Source organism: Streptomyces sp. NPDC085927 (genome assembly GCF_044540975.1).
In the GTDB taxonomy this organism is placed as follows: domain Bacteria; phylum Actinomycetota; class Actinomycetes; order Streptomycetales; family Streptomycetaceae; genus Streptomyces; species Streptomyces hirsutus.
Genome location: NZ_JBITSN010000018.1, coordinates 1 through 14,614 on the forward strand (window position 1 = coordinate 1; position 14,614 = coordinate 14,614).

Below are 14,614 nucleotides of genomic sequence, written 5' to 3' on the forward strand. Positions count from 1 at the left end.
TCAACCCAGATCCTCTGCCGTGCTACCGCTGCCCGCGGCCAGAGCTGGGGACGTTGGTCCGTACGCAACTGGGGAGAAAAGTCCGTACGCCGACACCAATGCGTCATGGGAGTCGGAGTGCGGCAACTGCGGCGGAATCACGGCACCCACGCTCAGCAGCGTCCGCAAGGCAATCAGGCATGGGCAGCCGAAGTGCTGCGACCTTTGCAGGAGGAACGGCCCGGTTACCGCGGCCGCCGCGGAAGACCTGCTGCGCCTGGCCGGAGCCGAGCCCTTCGTTGCCTTCCCCGGCATCAAGAGGCCCTGCGAGCAAGCTGCCTGAAATGCCACAGGGAGATCGCGCCCAGCCTGGGCAGCATCAAGCACGCCGGCACCGGCGCCTGCCGATTCTGCGGCGGATACGGCATCGGCACCGACGACGCCCTCATCTACCTGACCACACACCAGACTCTGGGTGCGGCGAAGATCGGAATCGCGAAGATGGGAAACAAACGGCTGGACCAGCACAGAGCGCGTGGCTGGACTGCGGTCAAGACGGTCAATCTCCCCGGCGGACGCGCCCGAGCCGTGGAGCACGCCGTCCTGACCATGTGAAAGGCCCTCGCGCTGCCCTACGGCGTTCGGCCCGCCGACATGCCAGAAGCGGGCTTCACAGAGACCGTCAGGAGCAATGCTCATGACTTGTGGATCGGTCTTCGGGACGGCATGCGAAGGGCGTACCTTCCCGAATGATCCTGTATCGGTCACCAAGTCAGGCCCGCGTTCGCAGCGCGGGTCGGGAAGGCACGCCCGTGCTCAGCGTAGTCAACGAAGAAGGCTCCACCGCTACCGGTTCCCTGATCGACGAGATCGTGCGGGAGGGCGCCAGGCGGATGCTCGCCGCCGCACTGGAAGCCGAAGTAGACCAGTACATAGCCGAGTTGGCGGCTGAGCGGGACGAACGGGGCCGCCGTCTGGTCGTGCGCAACGGCCACCACTGTCCCCGCAGCGTGACGACAGCGGCTGGCCCGGTCGAGGTCCGCGCCCCGCGGGTGAACGACCGCCGCGTCGACGAGGCGACCGGTGAACGGCAGCGGTTCTCGTCGAAGATCCTGCCGCCCTGGTGCCGGAAGTCCCCGAAGATCAGCGAGGCCCTCCCTCTGCTCTACCTGCACGGCCTGTCCAGCGGTGACTTCGTGCCCGTGCTCGAGCAGTTCCTCGGCTCCGCGGCGGGCCTGTCGGAGGCGACCGTGAACCGGCTGACCAAGCAGTGGCAGGACGACCACGCCGCCTTCCAGCGCCGCGACCTGTCGGAGACGGACTACGTCTATGTGTGGGCCGACGGTGTCCACCCCAAGGTCCGTCTCGGACAGGCCCACTCCTGCGTCCTGGTCCTGATGGGCGTCCGTCTGGACGGCACGAAGGAGCTGATCGTCCTGGCGGAGGGGCTGCGGGAGTCGACGGAGTCGTGGGCGGATCTGCTGCGGGACTGCCGCCGGCGCGGCATGCGCGATCCGGAGCTCGTCGTGGGCGACGGGGCGATGGGCCTGTGGCGGGCCCTGGCGGAGGTGTTTCCGCAGGCCAGGCACCAAAGGTGCTGGGTTCACAAGACCCGGAACGTGATCAACGCACTGCCGAAGTCCGTGCACGCGCGGGAGCGAAGAAGGCCCTGCAGGAGATCTACAACGCCGAAGACCGGGCCCACGCCGAACAGGCGGCGAAGCAGTTCGCGAAGGACTACGGGGCGAAGTGGCCCAAGGCCGCCGAGAAGATCACCAGCGACCTGGACGAGCTGCTGGCGTTCTACGACTTCCCGGCCGAGCACTGGATCCATCTGCGGACCACGAGCCCGCTCGAGTCCACGTTCGCCACCGTCCGGCTGCGGACCAAGGTCACCCGCGGTGCCGGCAGCCCGGCCGCCGCCCTGGCGATGGTGTTCAAGCTCCTCGAGTCCGCCCAGGAACGCTGGCGCGCGGTCACCGGAGCCCGCCTGGTCGCCCTGGTCCGCTCCGGCGCGAAGTTCGAGAACGGCGTCCTGGCCGAGCGTTCTGAGAGGATCGCAGCATGACCGGCCAACGCCACGCCTCCACCGAATCCCACTGGCCCTTTGCTGAACCAGTCCGGCTCGACCTGTCCGATCCCGGCACCCTGCGTCATCTGTGGGACCTTCAGCGGGCCTCCTACGCGGTCGAAGCCCGGCTCATCGGCTTCGACGGCATCCCGCCCCTGCACGAGTCCCTTGAGCAGTTGCGCGCATGTGACGAGACCTTCCTCGGGGTTCGCGACGAGTTGAGACTTGTCGGAGCGGTCGCCTGGACCCGCTTGCCGAATGGTGCTCTGGACATCTGCCGCCTCGTGGTCCATCCCGTCGCGCATCGCCGCGGCGTCGCAACGGCACTGCTCGACGCTCTGGACTCGATCGAGCCCGCGGAACTGACCGTCGTCTCCACCGGAACCGCCAACCTGCCTGCGGTCGCGCTCTATCGACAGCGCGGATTCGTACCAGTCGGCGAGCGCCAGGTCGCGCCCGGAGTCACGGTCACACTGCTGGAACGTAAGAACGCATCAGCATCTCAGTCAATCCACAACTCTTGACAATTGCTCGATCGTCAGCCTGCAGGACTACAGCCTTCAGCAAGTCCAGCAGGACTTTGCCCGGGCATTGGCGACGGTATCGGAGGCGCCGACTGCCCGCCGCTCCGGCTCCAGATGACAGCCGCGATTGCCGGACCGCCTGTCCGGCGATCGCTCGCGTATCCCGGCCTCGGGACTGGTGAGCTCGCATGTAGAGGTGTCGCGTATTCATTGCCAGACGGTCTCGGCGAGTTGCTTCATGAGAGTTTCCGTGCTCGGTGATCGTCGCTTCATTCGGGGTCGGACTGAGAGCTGATGAGGAGCAGGGCGATGTCGTCTACGGGGGTGGGGGCGTGTCGGATGAGGGCATCGGCCATGGCGTCGAGGTCGGTCGGATCCGCCTGTTCCACGAGTCCGGCCAGGGCGGCGGTGGCGTCGTCGAGGTCGACTCCGGGGGATTCGACGAGTCCGTCGGTGTAGAGAACGAGCACACAGCCGGGTGGCAGGGGGAATTCCAGTGTCGGGTACTGGGTGTCCGGGGCGATGCCGAGGAGGAGGCCGGGTGGGACGTTGAGGAGTTCGGTGCGTCCGTCCGCGTGGCGCAGCAGGGGTGGTGGGTGTCCGGCGGTGGCCAGGCAGGCGCGGTGGCGGGCGAGGTCCAGGTGGGCGTAGAGGCAGCTGGTGAACAGGCCGGGGTCGAGGTCGGTGAGGAGACGGTTGGTGCGGGCCAGGACGCGGTCCGGCGGTGCGCCGACGGTGGCGTGGGCGTGGACGGCGGTGCGGACCTGTCCCATCAGGGCGGCGGCGTCCTCGTTGTGGCCCTGGACGTCGCCGATGGCGGCGGCCGCGGTGTGTGCGTCGAGGCGGATGAGGTCGTAGAAGTCGCCGCCGATGCCCAGGCCGCGAGCAGCGGGCAGGTAGCGGGCGGCGGCCTTCAGGCCGGGAACGTGGGGCAGGCGGTGGGGCAGCAGGGCGGACTGCAGGCGGTGGGAGAGATTGTCTTTGCTGTCGTAGAGGCGGGCGCGGTCGAGGGCCTGGCCGACCAGGCCGGCCAGAGAGGTGAGGACGGCGCGTTCGCTGGGCGAGAAGGTATGGGGCCGGTTGTAGGCGAGGATGAGGGAGCCGATGGGGCGACCGGAGGAGATCAGCGGCAGGACGGCCCATGCGGCCATCCCGTCCTCATGCACGGTAATCGGGTAGGAACGCTTCAGGTCGGCAAAGGTGGGGAAGAAGCCCGGCTCGCCGGTGGTCAGGACTCTGACGGCGGGGTTGCCCAGGCTCAGGGGAATAGCGTCGAAGCGGTCCATCAGTTCGGTGCTGTAACCGCGATGGCCGTGGATCTTCAGGCGGCCGTCCTCGGCGGTCATCAGCACCATGCCCTGTGCGCCGAGAGCGGGCAGGAGCTGGTCGGCGGTCTGGTCGACCACGTCCCGCACGCCGACGGCCTCGGTAAGGGTGGTGGCCAGATGCATCAGGTGGTACAGCACAGCGGCACGGCCGGGGCCCGCAGCAGGCGCCGTCTTCGGTGCGGGAGTGTCCTGGGCCTCGCCAGCGGGGATGATGCGGACGCTGATGCCGGAGGAGTCCGGGTACAGCTCGAAGGACAGCCACGCGTCCGGTGGGCGCAGGACCGTGAAGGTCTGGGGTTTCTGGCTGATCAGTGCGGCCCGGTAGCGGTCTTCGACCTGGGGGACATCCATCCACGGCAACGCCTCCCAGGGCAGAGCGCCCAGCAGGTCGTCAGAATCGACACCGAGGAGGTCGGCGGCGGCTGGGGTGATGAAGGTGATCTGGCCCTTCAGGTCCAGCGCGCAAGCTCCTTCGGGCAGACGGTCGAGGAACGCTGCGATCGCCGGTGCCTCGGCGGGGGAGAGAGTCCGTCCCGGCGGCGGGGGCAGGGTTCGCGGCCGTCCCGCGGGTAGCAGCGGATCGCCGCGGTCCGCGGCCTGTTGCAGGAGAGCGCCCAGGCGGCGGCAGCCCGTCTCGATGGCGTCCCGCTCGTCACGGCTGAGCTGCGGCGGATGATCACCGGGCCACAAAAGCACCAGTCCGCCCCAGATCGTGGCCTTCGAAGCGACCGGAGCGGCCGCCAGCGCAAAGTCGTAGGGCAGCACGAGCGCCAGCCTCGGGTAACGGCGCGCCATCTCCTCCTGACCGCCGATCCATACCAGGCGCTGCTCGCGCACAGCGTCCGCCACCGGCATCGGGTCGGTCACTGCCACCCGCGTCCATGGGACGGCGATCTCATAGGGACTCCCCGTCATCACAGCCAGCCACAAAGCGTTCCCGTCCGGCGCCAGCACATACAGCAGCGCCCCGAAGGCATGACTCTCCCGCACCACTTCGGCCAGTGCGGTATCCATCAGCTGCCCGCCTGAACCCGCAGCGGCAGTGAGGCCGATCCGGTTCCGTCCCGCTCAGTGTTGCCGGGCGGCGGGTGCTGAGAACCACGCGTCCGCCCGAAGCGTGCCCTGGCCGCCTCCCCGCTGATGTCCAACGCAACCCCGATCTGCGCCCAGCTCGCCCCGGCCCGCCGGTCGGCCAGCACGGCCGAGCGCACCAGCCGCGCCGCCCGCTTCGGAACCTCGGCCACCGCAGCACAATGACACCCGCCAGCCGGCTCCGCGGAAGAAAGCCCGCTCATCTGCTGGGTGACGGCCTGCACCTGGGCCAGAAGATCGGCCCCTGCCAGGAACATCTCCTGCCGTGCACCGTCCGCGGCCTGCCAACGACGCCGCGCCCGCCAGGCCGCCTGCCGGTGCGCCGGGCGGCAATACCGGCGGCCATGTCCCGCCGGCTCCGGCAGGGCTGCACCACACCAGCCACACCGAGCATCGCCCATAGCCGGACAATACGCCCACTCTGGCGTGACAGCATCCAGGCGCCGGAACAGCACGCGCGACGAGTCACGTCCGCTGAGTCGGGGTACCGATAGGAACCGTGCCATCAACCGCAATCGGGCATAACCACGGGCCAGGCTGAGTGGAAGCCGCAGAGTGTGCAACATCCCGCGAGTTCGCCGTGCCCCTCGGTTCCTCGGTATGGAGTCTGACCAGGCACCTCGTGGCTCTCGGCCTGTGCATCTATGTAGAGATCATGATGGCTCTTCAGGAATTCCGAAGGCCTATCATGATCTATGCGGATCCATCTCCTGTCTGCCGGGCTGACCTGCGGCAACGGGAGATGAAAGCCAGGACGAACTCGCGAGATGTCGCATATATCTAAGGCCGTGTCCTATGTGGTGAGGTGGCATCCGGCCACGGAGCCTCCGCGAAAACCCGTTGGCGGACAACGGCGACCGTTGCTAATCTCCCGGAGGCCGTGCGAGAGAATGAGGAGGTGGTACCCGTGAACGCAGTATCGACATGGGTGCTCCCCTCCGGGGTCACGGTCGGACGATAGGTCGTCCGGGAGCGCTGTTCAAGAGCACTCCCGAAAGGCACGACCATGCAATTCAGTTCTGAAAAGCGCCTCGACGACGGAGTCCTCGAGCGCGAATTCACCCTCGGCGAAATCCCCGGCACCCTGTGGACGCCTGGATCCGCACCGGCCCCGCTGGTCCTGATGGCCCACAACAACGGCCTGCCCAAGGCGGAACCCCGGCTGGTGGCCCGGGCCCGGTACACCGCGGCGCGCGGCTACGCGGTGGCCACCATCGACGCCGCCGGGTGCGGTGACCGTCCCCGTTCCGCCGCCGACGAGCAGGCCCGTGCCGACCTCCGGCGGGCGATGCAGGCCGGCGAGCCGGTCGACGAGATCTTGGAGTCCTTCATCGGCCCGCTGGTCGAAAACGCGGTCCCGGAATGGCAGACCACTCTGGACGTCCTCCTTGAGCTGCCCGAGATCGGCGGCCCGGTCGGGTACTCCGGGGGGTGGGCCGCCCTCGGCATTCGGCTGGCGGTGGTCGAGCCGCGCATCGCGGCCGCAGGCTTCTTCGCCGGGGGGTACGTGCCCCGTGCCCAGCGCGAGGAGGCCCGGCAGGTCACCATTCCGCTGCTGTTCTTGCTGCAGTGGGACGACGAAGGGAATCCCCGGCAACGGGCCCTGGACCTGTTCGACGCCTTCGGCAGCAAGGAGAAGACGCTGCACGCCAATCTGGGAGGGCACACCGGCACCCCGTGGTTCGAACTGGAGGACGGGTGCCGGTTCTTGGACCGACACCTGAAGTGAGGCCGGGCCGTCTGGCGGGCAGCAGACGGTAGGCGGTGTCGGCCAGGATGCCGTCATCGAGGACAGGTCCCGGCCCTCCTCGATGGCGGTGGCCGGCAGATGCCCAACCGCCCAGACCGGCCGGTCGGGGCGGTGCTTGGCCACCAGCGCCGCCATCAGCTGGGACCATGCCGTGAGGCACTCGACCCGTACCTTGCGGATCGCCGGCCAGGCGACCGACTCGACCACCAGCGCCCGGGCCGGGGCTGGCGGCCAGCAGCCGGCAGTAGGTACGCATCGCGGCGTTCAGCATCCCGCGGGGGCCGTCGCTGGGCTCGGTGATCCGGCTGACCTCGGTGGACAGGACCTCGGTGGCGGCCCGGTACGCGGCGACGAAGAAGTCGTCCTTGACCTTGAGACCGTGCCCTATGTGGCGAGGCGGAGAAGCCGTTTGTAGCAGCAGAGGGTGGCGGCGAGACCGAGAAAGGCCAGATAGTTGCGGGGGTGGCGCTCGTAGCGGTGGTTAACTGACCGTTTCAGAATCAGATCCTTCGGGAGGGCCCTCGCAGGAGAGGGCTGCGGGCGTTGTAGGCCCGTCACGTGGTAGGCATGGGCAATGATTGGTCGCCTCCCGCTCGACGAGCAGCTTGCCGCCCTGAAGTCTGCGCTGGCCCGTAACGAGGTGCTGGTGGAGGTGCTGAACCGCACGGCAGGACTGGAGCTGCCCAACTGGTACATGACGGCGGGTTGCCTGTTCCAGACCGTCTGGAACGTGGTCACGGACAGGCATCCCACCAGTGGGATCAAGGACTACGACATCTTCTACTTTGACGACCGTGACTTGTCGTGGGAGGCGGAGGACGCAGTGATCAAGGCCGCCGGCGAAGCATTCACCGGGCTCCCGACGGAGGTCGAGGTCCGCAACGAGGCCCGCGTCCACCTCTGGTACGAGCAGAAGTTCGGCGTCGCGTGTGCTCCCCATGCCTCCACGGAGGCGGCCATCGACAGCTTCGCGGCGACCACCTGCTGCCTGGGCGTCCGCCTGGAGCCGGGCGGACGGTGGCGCGTCTATGCGCCGCACGGGCTCTCCGACGTGTTCAACCTCGTCGTGCGCCCCAACCCGGTGCTTGCCCCGCGCGAGGTGTACGAGACCAAGACGGCCCGCTGGCAACAACAGTGGCCCGAGCTGACCGTACTCGGCTGGCCGTCGGAGTCTGCCGTTCAGCAGACCACGGACCTGACGTCAGCACGATCGATGTGAACACCGAGCCCTGCCGCGATCCTCGACGCCTCACCGCCTACCGTGCACGAGCTCGTGAGTGCTACTCAGCCCGCCACCAGCCCTGTCCGACGTGCCAATCCCTCACCCAGTAAAGGAAACCGCTCCCAGACTGATCGGACGGAGAGTCGGCATAGGGTGCGGCACATCCGTCTCTGAGCCACCACACCCGACCACGTTGCGGCCCGGTCACCACCAGCGTCCAGTACTCACCAGGCCTGTCGCTGCCCAGCAGCACCGAGCCGTGCTGGTAGGTCTGGTGCAACAGGGACGCGTGGCGGGTGTCGTCGTAGTAGTCGTACTCCCACTGCCATTCTTCCTCAAGGGGAAAGGGCTGATCGAGCACGCGTGCGCCGGTGCCATCGAATGGCTCCGGGCTCATCCAACAGTCCGCTTCCCAGACAGCCCAGCTGTCCGGCTTCTCTCCCACGGGCAGCAAGCCACCCTCATCAGGCGGACCGTCGTCGGTGCCGTTCGCGATCTCAGCCACGAAGGTGCGATGCGGCTCAGGCAATACCACCCCGTGCCTCCGCTCCCACGCCCGAAGCTCTTCCCAGCCCAGAGGAGAGCGCAGGACTTCTGCCGGCAAGGCTTCGCACAGGTCGGCTATCGCTCCCGAAATCGCATCTTCCACGCCCTACAGGTACCACCGGTCACCGATACTCGGGCCTCGGTCCACAGAACGCAGCAGGTTAAAAGACAAGTTGAGAGCCTGTTTTCGAACTTAGCGGGTGGAGCCGGCACACCCGCTTCTGACCCGGCGTACGGGAACTGGCAAAGACCAACCGGTCGGCGCAGAAGCGAATCGATTCGTCGGGTGAATGGTGCCACTGAGGACCGAAACGACTGCTCTGAACTGCCACTCTCGGGTGTCGACAACGGATCGGCAGGCACTCTGCGGTTCGGACTCCCGTCCCTCTACTGTTTGGAGCTCCCCTTGCGTCTTCGTCGTATCGCGACCGGTGCCCTTGGTTCCGTCGCTCTCCTTCTCGCTTCCGCCGGCGCAGTCACCATGAGCGCCGGTCCGGCCGCAGCGAACCCCTGCGGCTTCTACGAGACCCACTCCGACGCCTACTACAACCACTGCACCTCGGACGGCTCACGCATCGTCATCGAGATCGATGACTGGGGTCCGAACAGCGAGCAGTGTGTGGGACCGGGTGTGACCTGGATCGGTTCCAGTTCCGATGTCGACGGTGCTTGGTACACCGGCCGTACGTGCTGATCTGGGTAGTGTGAAAGCACTCAGCGGATTCGTTCGGGGAACGGTCACCATGACCGTTCCCCGAACGCTTACGCAAAGCTCCCATTCCGGACTGACGGCCCTCGGCCTGCTGTTACGGGGTTCAGAAACAGGCACTGATCTTGTTGTTTAACGTCCGGCGGGTCCTGCGGGACGTGGCATCCTTCGGCAGTGCGACTTACTGATCGAGCAGGCGGCATCGGCCTGCGGCCGCTCCGTTACCAATTTCCAGTGGCCAGTGGTGACCGCTGGGACGACAACTGGCTCGTCATTGGGGCCGAGGTCACCACTCCGGCGGCCAACTGGTCCTTCACGGACTCGTGTCTGCTGGTCGACGAGGCTCGTGAGGTGTCCGCATGGTTGCGTGCTGTCGCAGACGGGCGTAGGCCGGACGCGAAGCCGGACCCGGAAGGGGACCTCGTCCCGGATCTTTCCTTCCTCGAACCGGTCCTCGCCTTTAGCCAGGTCCGGTGGCACGACGGCACGGGAGTGCTACGGGTCCACCTCTCGCTTGAGGCTGCGCCGCCCCGGCGGCAGGACGAGAACCTGGATCTCTATCCATACGTGATCGAAGTCGAGACAGACCAGGCCGAGCTGATGCGGGCAGCAGAGGAATGGGACCAGCACCTTGCACAATTCTCCCTGCGCTGAGGCTGCAGTTCATTCTGTGCGTCGAGGTTTGGTCCCGGTTTTGTGGTGGGTGGGGTGGCTGTAGGACTGGCCTGTGGCGAGGACCCGGCCGGGCGTTGTCACGTTGGTGGGGTGTTGATCGATTGAGGGCGTGTCAGGGCGTGTAGCGGTTGGGCGGGGGCCTGGGTCACGCCGCGGTAGGCCGGGCGGTGGCGCCGGTGACCTGGTCCCAGACGGCGAAGCGGACGGTCATCTCGGTGCGGTAGTCGGGGGCGGTCATCAGATGGCGACGGAGTCGGAAGTGCGGTGAGATCCCGCTGAACGCGGACAGGAATCTCTGGACTCCGCAGACCGAGCGAAAGCCTTTCATGGCGCGTTCGCGCTGCCTCGTTGGCTGGTGGGAGTTCTCGGCCCGGTTGTTCAGGCCTTTGTGGGAGCGGTGCTCGACCGAGGGCATCACCTCGCGGTGGGCCGCCCCGTAGGAACGCAGCTGGTCGGTGATGACCACCCGCGGCACCGCACCGGTCCTCTTCAGCAGCCTGCGGAAGAACCGCCTGGCCGCGGCCTTGTCCCGGCGGTTCTGCACGAGGATGTCCAGCACGTTGCCGTCCTGGTCCACCGCCCGCCACAGGTACTTCCGCTCTCCGTTGATCTTGATGAAGACCTCGTCCAGGTGCCACTTGTCGCCGGGGCGGGGACGTCGGCGGCGCAGCGCGTTGGCGTAGGCCTGCCCGAACTTGGCGCACCAGCGGCGGACCGTCTCGTGGGAGACGAGCACGCCGCGCTCGAGCATCAAATCCTCGACCTCGCGGTAGGACAGCGGGAAGCGGAAGTACAGCCACACGCAGTGCGAGATGATCTCGACTGGGTACCGGTGCCCTTTGTACGACAGTGGCACGGACGACATCAGTAACCCCCGACACGGCATGATCAACCCGAAGACCATCCCACACCGTCAGCCAACGTGACAGTACCCGGGCAGCGGCTATGCACTCCCGAGTTCTGACCTGGCACCAGGTCAGCCGCCTCGACACCGAGCACGTGCCGCGGACGCTGGGCCTGTTCCACTTGGTGTGGGAGGACGCCGACCCGGCCGATCTGGTGCGGGCGGATGAGCAGACCGCCCGCGGCAACTTCCGTACCTGGGTGAAGATCACCTCTCACGTCTGCGCAGCCCGGGACCGCGACTCCGGCACGAGGGTGGGACAGGAGGCGATCAACCGGGCCTGCGCCCGACTCGGCCCGTACCCGTGACGGCTTCTCTCACAGGCCCGGGTCGCACCAGGTCCGACGGCAGAGCACCCATCTCGAGTGATGAAGAGAAGGCACGATGGCGGACAGTCGACCGGAAAACACCGACGCCGGCCACAGAGTTGACGGTGCGTGCGGGCAGACGTTGCCACCGCCGGGGGATCCGGTCGGCGTGCTGGGGGATCAGCCCCTGGTCGCGTTGCGGGCGCCTGCGGTGCGACGCCTGCTGGCGCTGCGGGCCCAAGGCGGTCTCTCGCGCCGGCATGTACGGCTGGCGGGGGAGTGCCTGAGGGCATCGGAGCGCACGGTCTGGCGATGGCTGGCCGAGGCATCCCAGAACCCGGCGGCGGCCGCGCACCCCGGAGCCCGCCGCACGATGCGCCTCCTGCGACTGCGCGTCGTCACCGGTATCCACCTGACCCTGATCTGCCACCGCCCCCACCTTCCCGCCGCCCTGCACCAGGCCCTGCGGACAGTCGACTACGCCATCACACCGCCGACTTCCAGGCAGCCCGCCACCACTACTGCTCGATAAAGCCACCCAAGGTGGCCGACGGGGTGGACGTGCCGGTCGCGGTGTACCAGATCAGTGGTGAGTACGCGGTGATCGAGGCTGCCGCGGAGAAGGGCTGGATCGACCGGGACGCGGCGATCCTGGAGAGCCTGACGGGCATCCGGCGCGGGTGCCCGGATGATCCTGACGTACCGGGCGACGGAGGTCGCGCAGCTGCTCGGCCGCTGAGGCCCGTCAGGGGCCGTGGCCCGCTTCAGGACACCAGGCCTTGACGGTAGGCGTAGACGACTGCCTGGACGCGGTCGCGGAGGCCGAGCTTCGTGAGGATGCGGGAGACGAAGGTCTTGACTGTCTCCCGGCTGATCACGAGGGCCGCGGCGATCTCGTTGTTGGAGAGGCCGTCCGCGATGAGGCGCAGGACCTCCAATTCGCGGGGAGTCAGCGGGACGTCGGGCCCGTTGTCCTCGGCGGGGCGGATCCGGACGGCGTACCGACCGACGAGCTGGCGTGTCACCTCGGGGTCCAGCAGTGCGGCGCCCGCCGCCACGGTCCGGATTCCGTGCAACAGTTGAGCCGGTGGCGCGTCCTTGAGGAGGAAGCCGCTCGCGCCGGCGCGGAGCGCCTCGTAGACGTATTCGTCGAGGTTGAACGTCGTCACCACGAGCACCTTGACGGGGTGCGGTACGCCGGCGCCGGCCAGGATGCGGGTGGCCGATATGCCGTCGAGCACCGGCATGCGGATGTCCATCACCACGACGTCCGGGCGGAGCTGGCCGACGAGATCGACGGCGGTTTGCCCGTCCCCGCACTCGGCCGCGACCTCGAGATCGGGCTGGGCGTCGATGATCGTCGCCAGTCCGGTGCGGATCAGTACCTGGTCGTCGCAGATCAGGACGCGGATGGGCGCGGTCACGACGGGCTCCCGGCGGGTATGTGGGCGCGGACGACGAAGCCGCCGTCCTTCTGTTCCTCCGCGCTGAAGTCGCCGCCGAGGACGTCGACCCGTTCACGGAGACCGGCCAGGCCGCGCCCGCTCCCGGAGAGTCCGGGGGCCTCCGAGCCGGAACCGTCCGTGCCGACCTCCACGGTGATCTCTCCTGATCCGTAGCGCACCCGTACGGAAGTGCGGCTGCCGTGAGCGTACTTGAGGGCGTTCGTCAGGGACTCCTGCACCACCCGGTAGGCCACGAGGTCGGCGCTGCCGGTCGACTCGGCCGGTGTGCCCTCTTCGGTGAACTCCACGGGCTGACCGGCCCGTCGTGTCTGTTCGACGAGGGCGAGGAGCCGGCCGGCGGGTGGGGTCCCGGGCTCGGTGCTGTGGTCGGGGTTGAGCAGGTCGAGCAGGTGCCGCAGATCCGTGATCGCCCGGCGGCCGGTGTCGGTGACGGCTGTCAGACTCTGGTCGAGGCGATCGGGGACGGCGGTCAGATAGCGGGCCGCCTCGGCCTGTACGACCATCGCCGTCACGTGGTGGGTCACCACGTCGTGGAGTTCGCGGGCGATGCGGGCGCGTTCGGCGGCGCGAGTGTCCTCGGCGACGCGGCGGCTGCGCTCGGCCTCCAGGGCCCGGGTGTGACGAACCCATGACCCGACGCCCCAGGCGAGTGCCACGGCCAGGTAGAACGTCACGAACTCGCCGGGCGGTTCGCCGGGACCGAGCCGGTGGAGCGCGACCGCCAGCGGGACGTATGCCACGGAGGCGGCGATCGCGGTTGCCCGCCTGTGGTGTTCCAGGTGGGAGGCCACGCTCAACAGCGTGATGGGCAGCGCGATGCCGGCGAGTGAGTGGTAGCCGCGGAGCTGGTCGAGGGCGAAGCCGATCGACACCACGGCGAAGCAGAGGACGGGCCACTGCCGGCGTCCGGCGAGCGGGAGGCACTGGAGGGCGATCGCCGCGAGGGCCAGGGCGTCGAAGGGGCGGGTCGGCAGGCCGCCGAGCTCCGTGCCGTTGTCGTGGTAGACCAGCGAGGCGGCGAACAGGACCGCTGCGAGCGGGATATACCAGACTGCGGCGCCTGACCGGCGCCACAGTTCCTGGATCCGCGGAAGTCCGGTCACCGGGGCAGTGTAGTGGGGGTGGCGGCGATCCGGTCGGCGCGCCGACGGGGCACCAGGTTGCCGCGCTTGCGGGCCAGCCACATGAATCCGATCGTCACCAGTACGCCGAACAGCACCGCGTACACGCTGCCTTCCGGTCCGAAGTCACCGCCGGTGACCCACGTCGGGCCCGACGTCATGGTGTCCAGCAGTCCCTGCGGGGTGTCGTTGCCGGAGACCTCGGTGCTGAAGATGCCGGCCGCCGCGAAGTTCCAGCCGAAGTGGAGGCCGATCGGCACCCACAGGGTGCGGGTCGCGGCGTAGGCGGCGGCGAGCATGCCGCCGGCCTCGATCGCGATGGCGAGGGCGCCCCACAGGTCGGCGTCGGGGTTCAGCAGGTGCGAGAGGCCGAACAGCAGTCCGGTCAGCGTCAGTGCGATCCAGGTGCCGGTGCGCTCCTCGATGATCCTGAACAGGACCCCCCGGAAGATCAGTTCCTCCGTCACGGAGGCGGCCGCCATGAATCCGACCAGCCCCACGGCGCCGGACACCGAGCCCAGGCCGTTGATCTCGTAATGCGCGTTGACGTAGATGTTCGTGATCACGGCGCCGAACATCGCGACGCCGATCAGCATCCCCCGGCCGATCGCGGCCCCGGCACCCTTACGGGCCACTTCGGTGGCCGGGCGGTGCTCGGTCTTGCTGACCACCCATCCGTAGACGAGTACGGCGAGCACGGAGACCAGGAGTCCCAGGACGAGCTGGAGCCAGGGGTGGTTCTCCACTGCGGCGACGACCTGACTGCCGATCATGGCGACCACCACGACTGCCGACAGCTGCCAGACGAACCTCATGAACGCTCCTTCTCCGGGTCCGCGGCCGGGGTGCCGCGACGCCTCGAACGCTACGGATCCGGTGTCCGCGAATCGTCACCTCACGGTGGACACCTGCGCGTAGC

The 14,614-nt window shown here is 68.1% G+C and carries 15 protein-coding genes and 3 pseudogenes; 10 read left to right on the forward strand and 8 right to left on the reverse strand.

The annotated features are described in order from the left end of the window. Positions 1-105: 105 nt before the first annotated feature. The 3 genes and pseudogenes from ACIF80_RS32365 to ACIF80_RS32375 all read left to right on the forward strand — a co-directional run bounded on the left by ACIF80_RS32365 (position 106) and on the right by ACIF80_RS32375 (position 2,574). Positions 106-594: a hypothetical protein gene (locus ACIF80_RS32365; protein ID WP_399811195.1), complete on the forward strand. Its 489-nt coding sequence runs from the start codon at positions 106-108 to the stop codon at positions 592-594. A gap of 197 nt (positions 595-791) precedes the next feature. Then, positions 792-2,047 (forward strand): annotated as a pseudogene (locus ACIF80_RS32370) (IS256 family transposase). Continuing rightward, a complete protein-coding gene (locus ACIF80_RS32375) occupies positions 2,044-2,574 on the forward strand; it encodes a GNAT family N-acetyltransferase (RefSeq protein ID WP_399811197.1) in 531 nt (176 codons plus the stop codon). Before ACIF80_RS32370 ends, ACIF80_RS32375 begins: the two are co-directional and overlap by 4 nt. Positions 2,575-2,843: 269 nt before the next feature. On the opposite strand, the gene ACIF80_RS32380 is transcribed toward ACIF80_RS32375, so the two are convergent. Further along, positions 2,844-4,916, reverse strand: a complete 2,073-nt coding sequence (locus ACIF80_RS32380; RefSeq protein WP_399811200.1) for a SpoIIE family protein phosphatase — start codon at positions 4,914-4,916, stop codon at positions 2,844-2,846. Beyond that, complete coding sequence (locus tag ACIF80_RS32385) at positions 4,916-5,251, reverse strand: hypothetical protein (protein WP_399811203.1); 336 nt, start codon at positions 5,249-5,251, stop codon at positions 4,916-4,918. The genes ACIF80_RS32380 and ACIF80_RS32385 overlap by 1 nt, the downstream gene beginning before the upstream one ends. Before the next feature lie 749 nt (positions 5,252-6,000). Between ACIF80_RS32385 and ACIF80_RS32390 the strand changes: the two genes are divergently transcribed. Further along, a complete protein-coding gene (locus ACIF80_RS32390; RefSeq protein WP_399811205.1) occupies positions 6,001-6,723 on the forward strand; it encodes a dienelactone hydrolase family protein in 723 nt (240 codons plus the stop codon). A 405-nt stretch (positions 6,724-7,128) separates the two neighbouring features. On the opposite strand, the pseudogene ACIF80_RS32395 reads toward ACIF80_RS32390, so the two are convergent. Then, positions 7,129-7,236, reverse strand: a pseudogene (locus ACIF80_RS32395) (IS5/IS1182 family transposase); the annotation flags it as partial. An 82-nt stretch (positions 7,237-7,318) separates the two neighbouring features. On the opposite strand from ACIF80_RS32395, the gene ACIF80_RS32400 reads away from it, so the two are divergent. After that, positions 7,319-7,963, forward strand: coding sequence for a nucleotidyltransferase family protein (locus ACIF80_RS32400; protein WP_399811207.1), 645 nt, complete (start codon positions 7,319-7,321; stop codon positions 7,961-7,963). 61 nt (positions 7,964-8,024) lie between these two features. On the opposite strand, the gene ACIF80_RS32405 is transcribed toward ACIF80_RS32400, so the two are convergent. Beyond that, positions 8,025-8,615, reverse strand: a complete 591-nt coding sequence (locus tag ACIF80_RS32405) for an SMI1/KNR4 family protein (RefSeq protein ID WP_399811210.1) — start codon at positions 8,613-8,615, stop codon at positions 8,025-8,027. Positions 8,616-8,918: 303 nt separating this feature from the next. On the opposite strand from ACIF80_RS32405, the gene ACIF80_RS32410 reads away from it, so the two are divergent. Both ACIF80_RS32410 and ACIF80_RS32415 read left to right on the forward strand, forming a co-directional pair. Continuing rightward, on the forward strand, positions 8,919-9,206 hold the full coding sequence (locus tag ACIF80_RS32410; RefSeq protein ID WP_399811212.1) for a DUF6355 family natural product biosynthesis protein: 288 nt from the start codon (positions 8,919-8,921) through the stop codon (positions 9,204-9,206). A 249-nt stretch (positions 9,207-9,455) separates the two neighbouring features. Then, complete coding sequence (locus tag ACIF80_RS32415; RefSeq protein ID WP_399811215.1) at positions 9,456-9,875, forward strand: hypothetical protein; 420 nt, start codon at positions 9,456-9,458, stop codon at positions 9,873-9,875. Positions 9,876-10,041: 166 nt separating this feature from the next. Here ACIF80_RS32415 and ACIF80_RS32420 read toward each other — a convergent pair whose 3' ends face one another. Continuing rightward, positions 10,042-10,761, reverse strand: a complete 720-nt coding sequence (locus ACIF80_RS32420) for an IS6 family transposase (RefSeq protein ID WP_399811217.1) — start codon at positions 10,759-10,761, stop codon at positions 10,042-10,044. Positions 10,762-10,841: 80 nt separating this feature from the next. Here ACIF80_RS32420 and ACIF80_RS32425 point away from each other — a divergent pair, with 80 nt between their 5' ends. The 3 genes and pseudogenes from ACIF80_RS32425 to ACIF80_RS32435 all read left to right on the forward strand — a co-directional run. Further along, positions 10,842-11,108, forward strand: coding sequence for a hypothetical protein (locus tag ACIF80_RS32425; RefSeq protein WP_399811220.1), 267 nt, complete (start codon positions 10,842-10,844; stop codon positions 11,106-11,108). Between the two features lie 169 nt (positions 11,109-11,277). Then, positions 11,278-11,640, forward strand: coding sequence for a hypothetical protein (locus ACIF80_RS32430; protein ID WP_399811490.1), 363 nt, complete (start codon positions 11,278-11,280; stop codon positions 11,638-11,640). 8 nt (positions 11,641-11,648) lie between these two features. Beyond that, a pseudogene (locus ACIF80_RS32435) lies at positions 11,649-11,847 on the forward strand (porphobilinogen synthase); the annotation flags it as partial. Positions 11,848-11,872: 25 nt separating this feature from the next. On the opposite strand, the gene ACIF80_RS32440 reads toward ACIF80_RS32435, so the two are convergent. Genes ACIF80_RS32440 through ACIF80_RS32450 form a run of 3 tightly spaced genes read right to left on the reverse strand, consistent with a single transcriptional unit; the run spans position 11,873 to position 14,510 of the window. Continuing rightward, positions 11,873-12,532: a response regulator gene (locus ACIF80_RS32440; RefSeq protein WP_399811223.1), complete on the reverse strand. Its 660-nt coding sequence runs from the start codon at positions 12,530-12,532 to the stop codon at positions 11,873-11,875. After that, positions 12,529-13,677, reverse strand: coding sequence for a sensor histidine kinase (locus tag ACIF80_RS32445; RefSeq protein WP_399811225.1), 1,149 nt, complete (start codon positions 13,675-13,677; stop codon positions 12,529-12,531). Before ACIF80_RS32445 ends, ACIF80_RS32440 begins: the two co-directional genes overlap by 4 nt. After that, positions 13,674-14,510, reverse strand: a complete 837-nt coding sequence (locus tag ACIF80_RS32450) for a lysostaphin resistance A-like protein (protein ID WP_399811228.1) — start codon at positions 14,508-14,510, stop codon at positions 13,674-13,676. The genes ACIF80_RS32445 and ACIF80_RS32450 overlap by 4 nt, the downstream gene beginning before the upstream one ends. Positions 14,511-14,614: the final 104 nt, after the last annotated feature.

Bases quoted from the DNA above. Each gene is read 5' to 3' on its own strand.
- ACIF80_RS32365 (WP_399811195.1), top strand. From the start codon at position 106: ATGGGAGTCGGAGTGCGGCAACTGCGGCGGAATCACGGCACCCACGCT.
- ACIF80_RS32375 (WP_399811197.1), top strand. From the start codon at position 2,044: ATGACCGGCCAACGCCACGCCTCCACCGAATCCCACTGGCCCTTTGCT.
- ACIF80_RS32380 (WP_399811200.1), bottom strand. From the start codon at position 4,916: ATGGATACCGCACTGGCCGAAGTGGTGCGGGAGAGTCATGCCTTCGGG.
- ACIF80_RS32385 (WP_399811203.1), bottom strand. From the start codon at position 5,251: ATGTTCCTGGCAGGGGCCGATCTTCTGGCCCAGGTGCAGGCCGTCACC.
- ACIF80_RS32390 (WP_399811205.1), top strand. From the start codon at position 6,001: ATGCAATTCAGTTCTGAAAAGCGCCTCGACGACGGAGTCCTCGAGCGC.
- ACIF80_RS32400 (WP_399811207.1), top strand. From the start codon at position 7,319: ATGATTGGTCGCCTCCCGCTCGACGAGCAGCTTGCCGCCCTGAAGTCT.
- ACIF80_RS32420 (WP_399811217.1), bottom strand. From the start codon at position 10,761: ATGTCGTCCGTGCCACTGTCGTACAAAGGGCACCGGTACCCAGTCGAG.
- ACIF80_RS32425 (WP_399811220.1), top strand. From the start codon at position 10,842: ATGCACTCCCGAGTTCTGACCTGGCACCAGGTCAGCCGCCTCGACACC.
- ACIF80_RS32450 (WP_399811228.1), bottom strand. From the start codon at position 14,510: ATGAGGTTCGTCTGGCAGCTGTCGGCAGTCGTGGTGGTCGCCATGATC.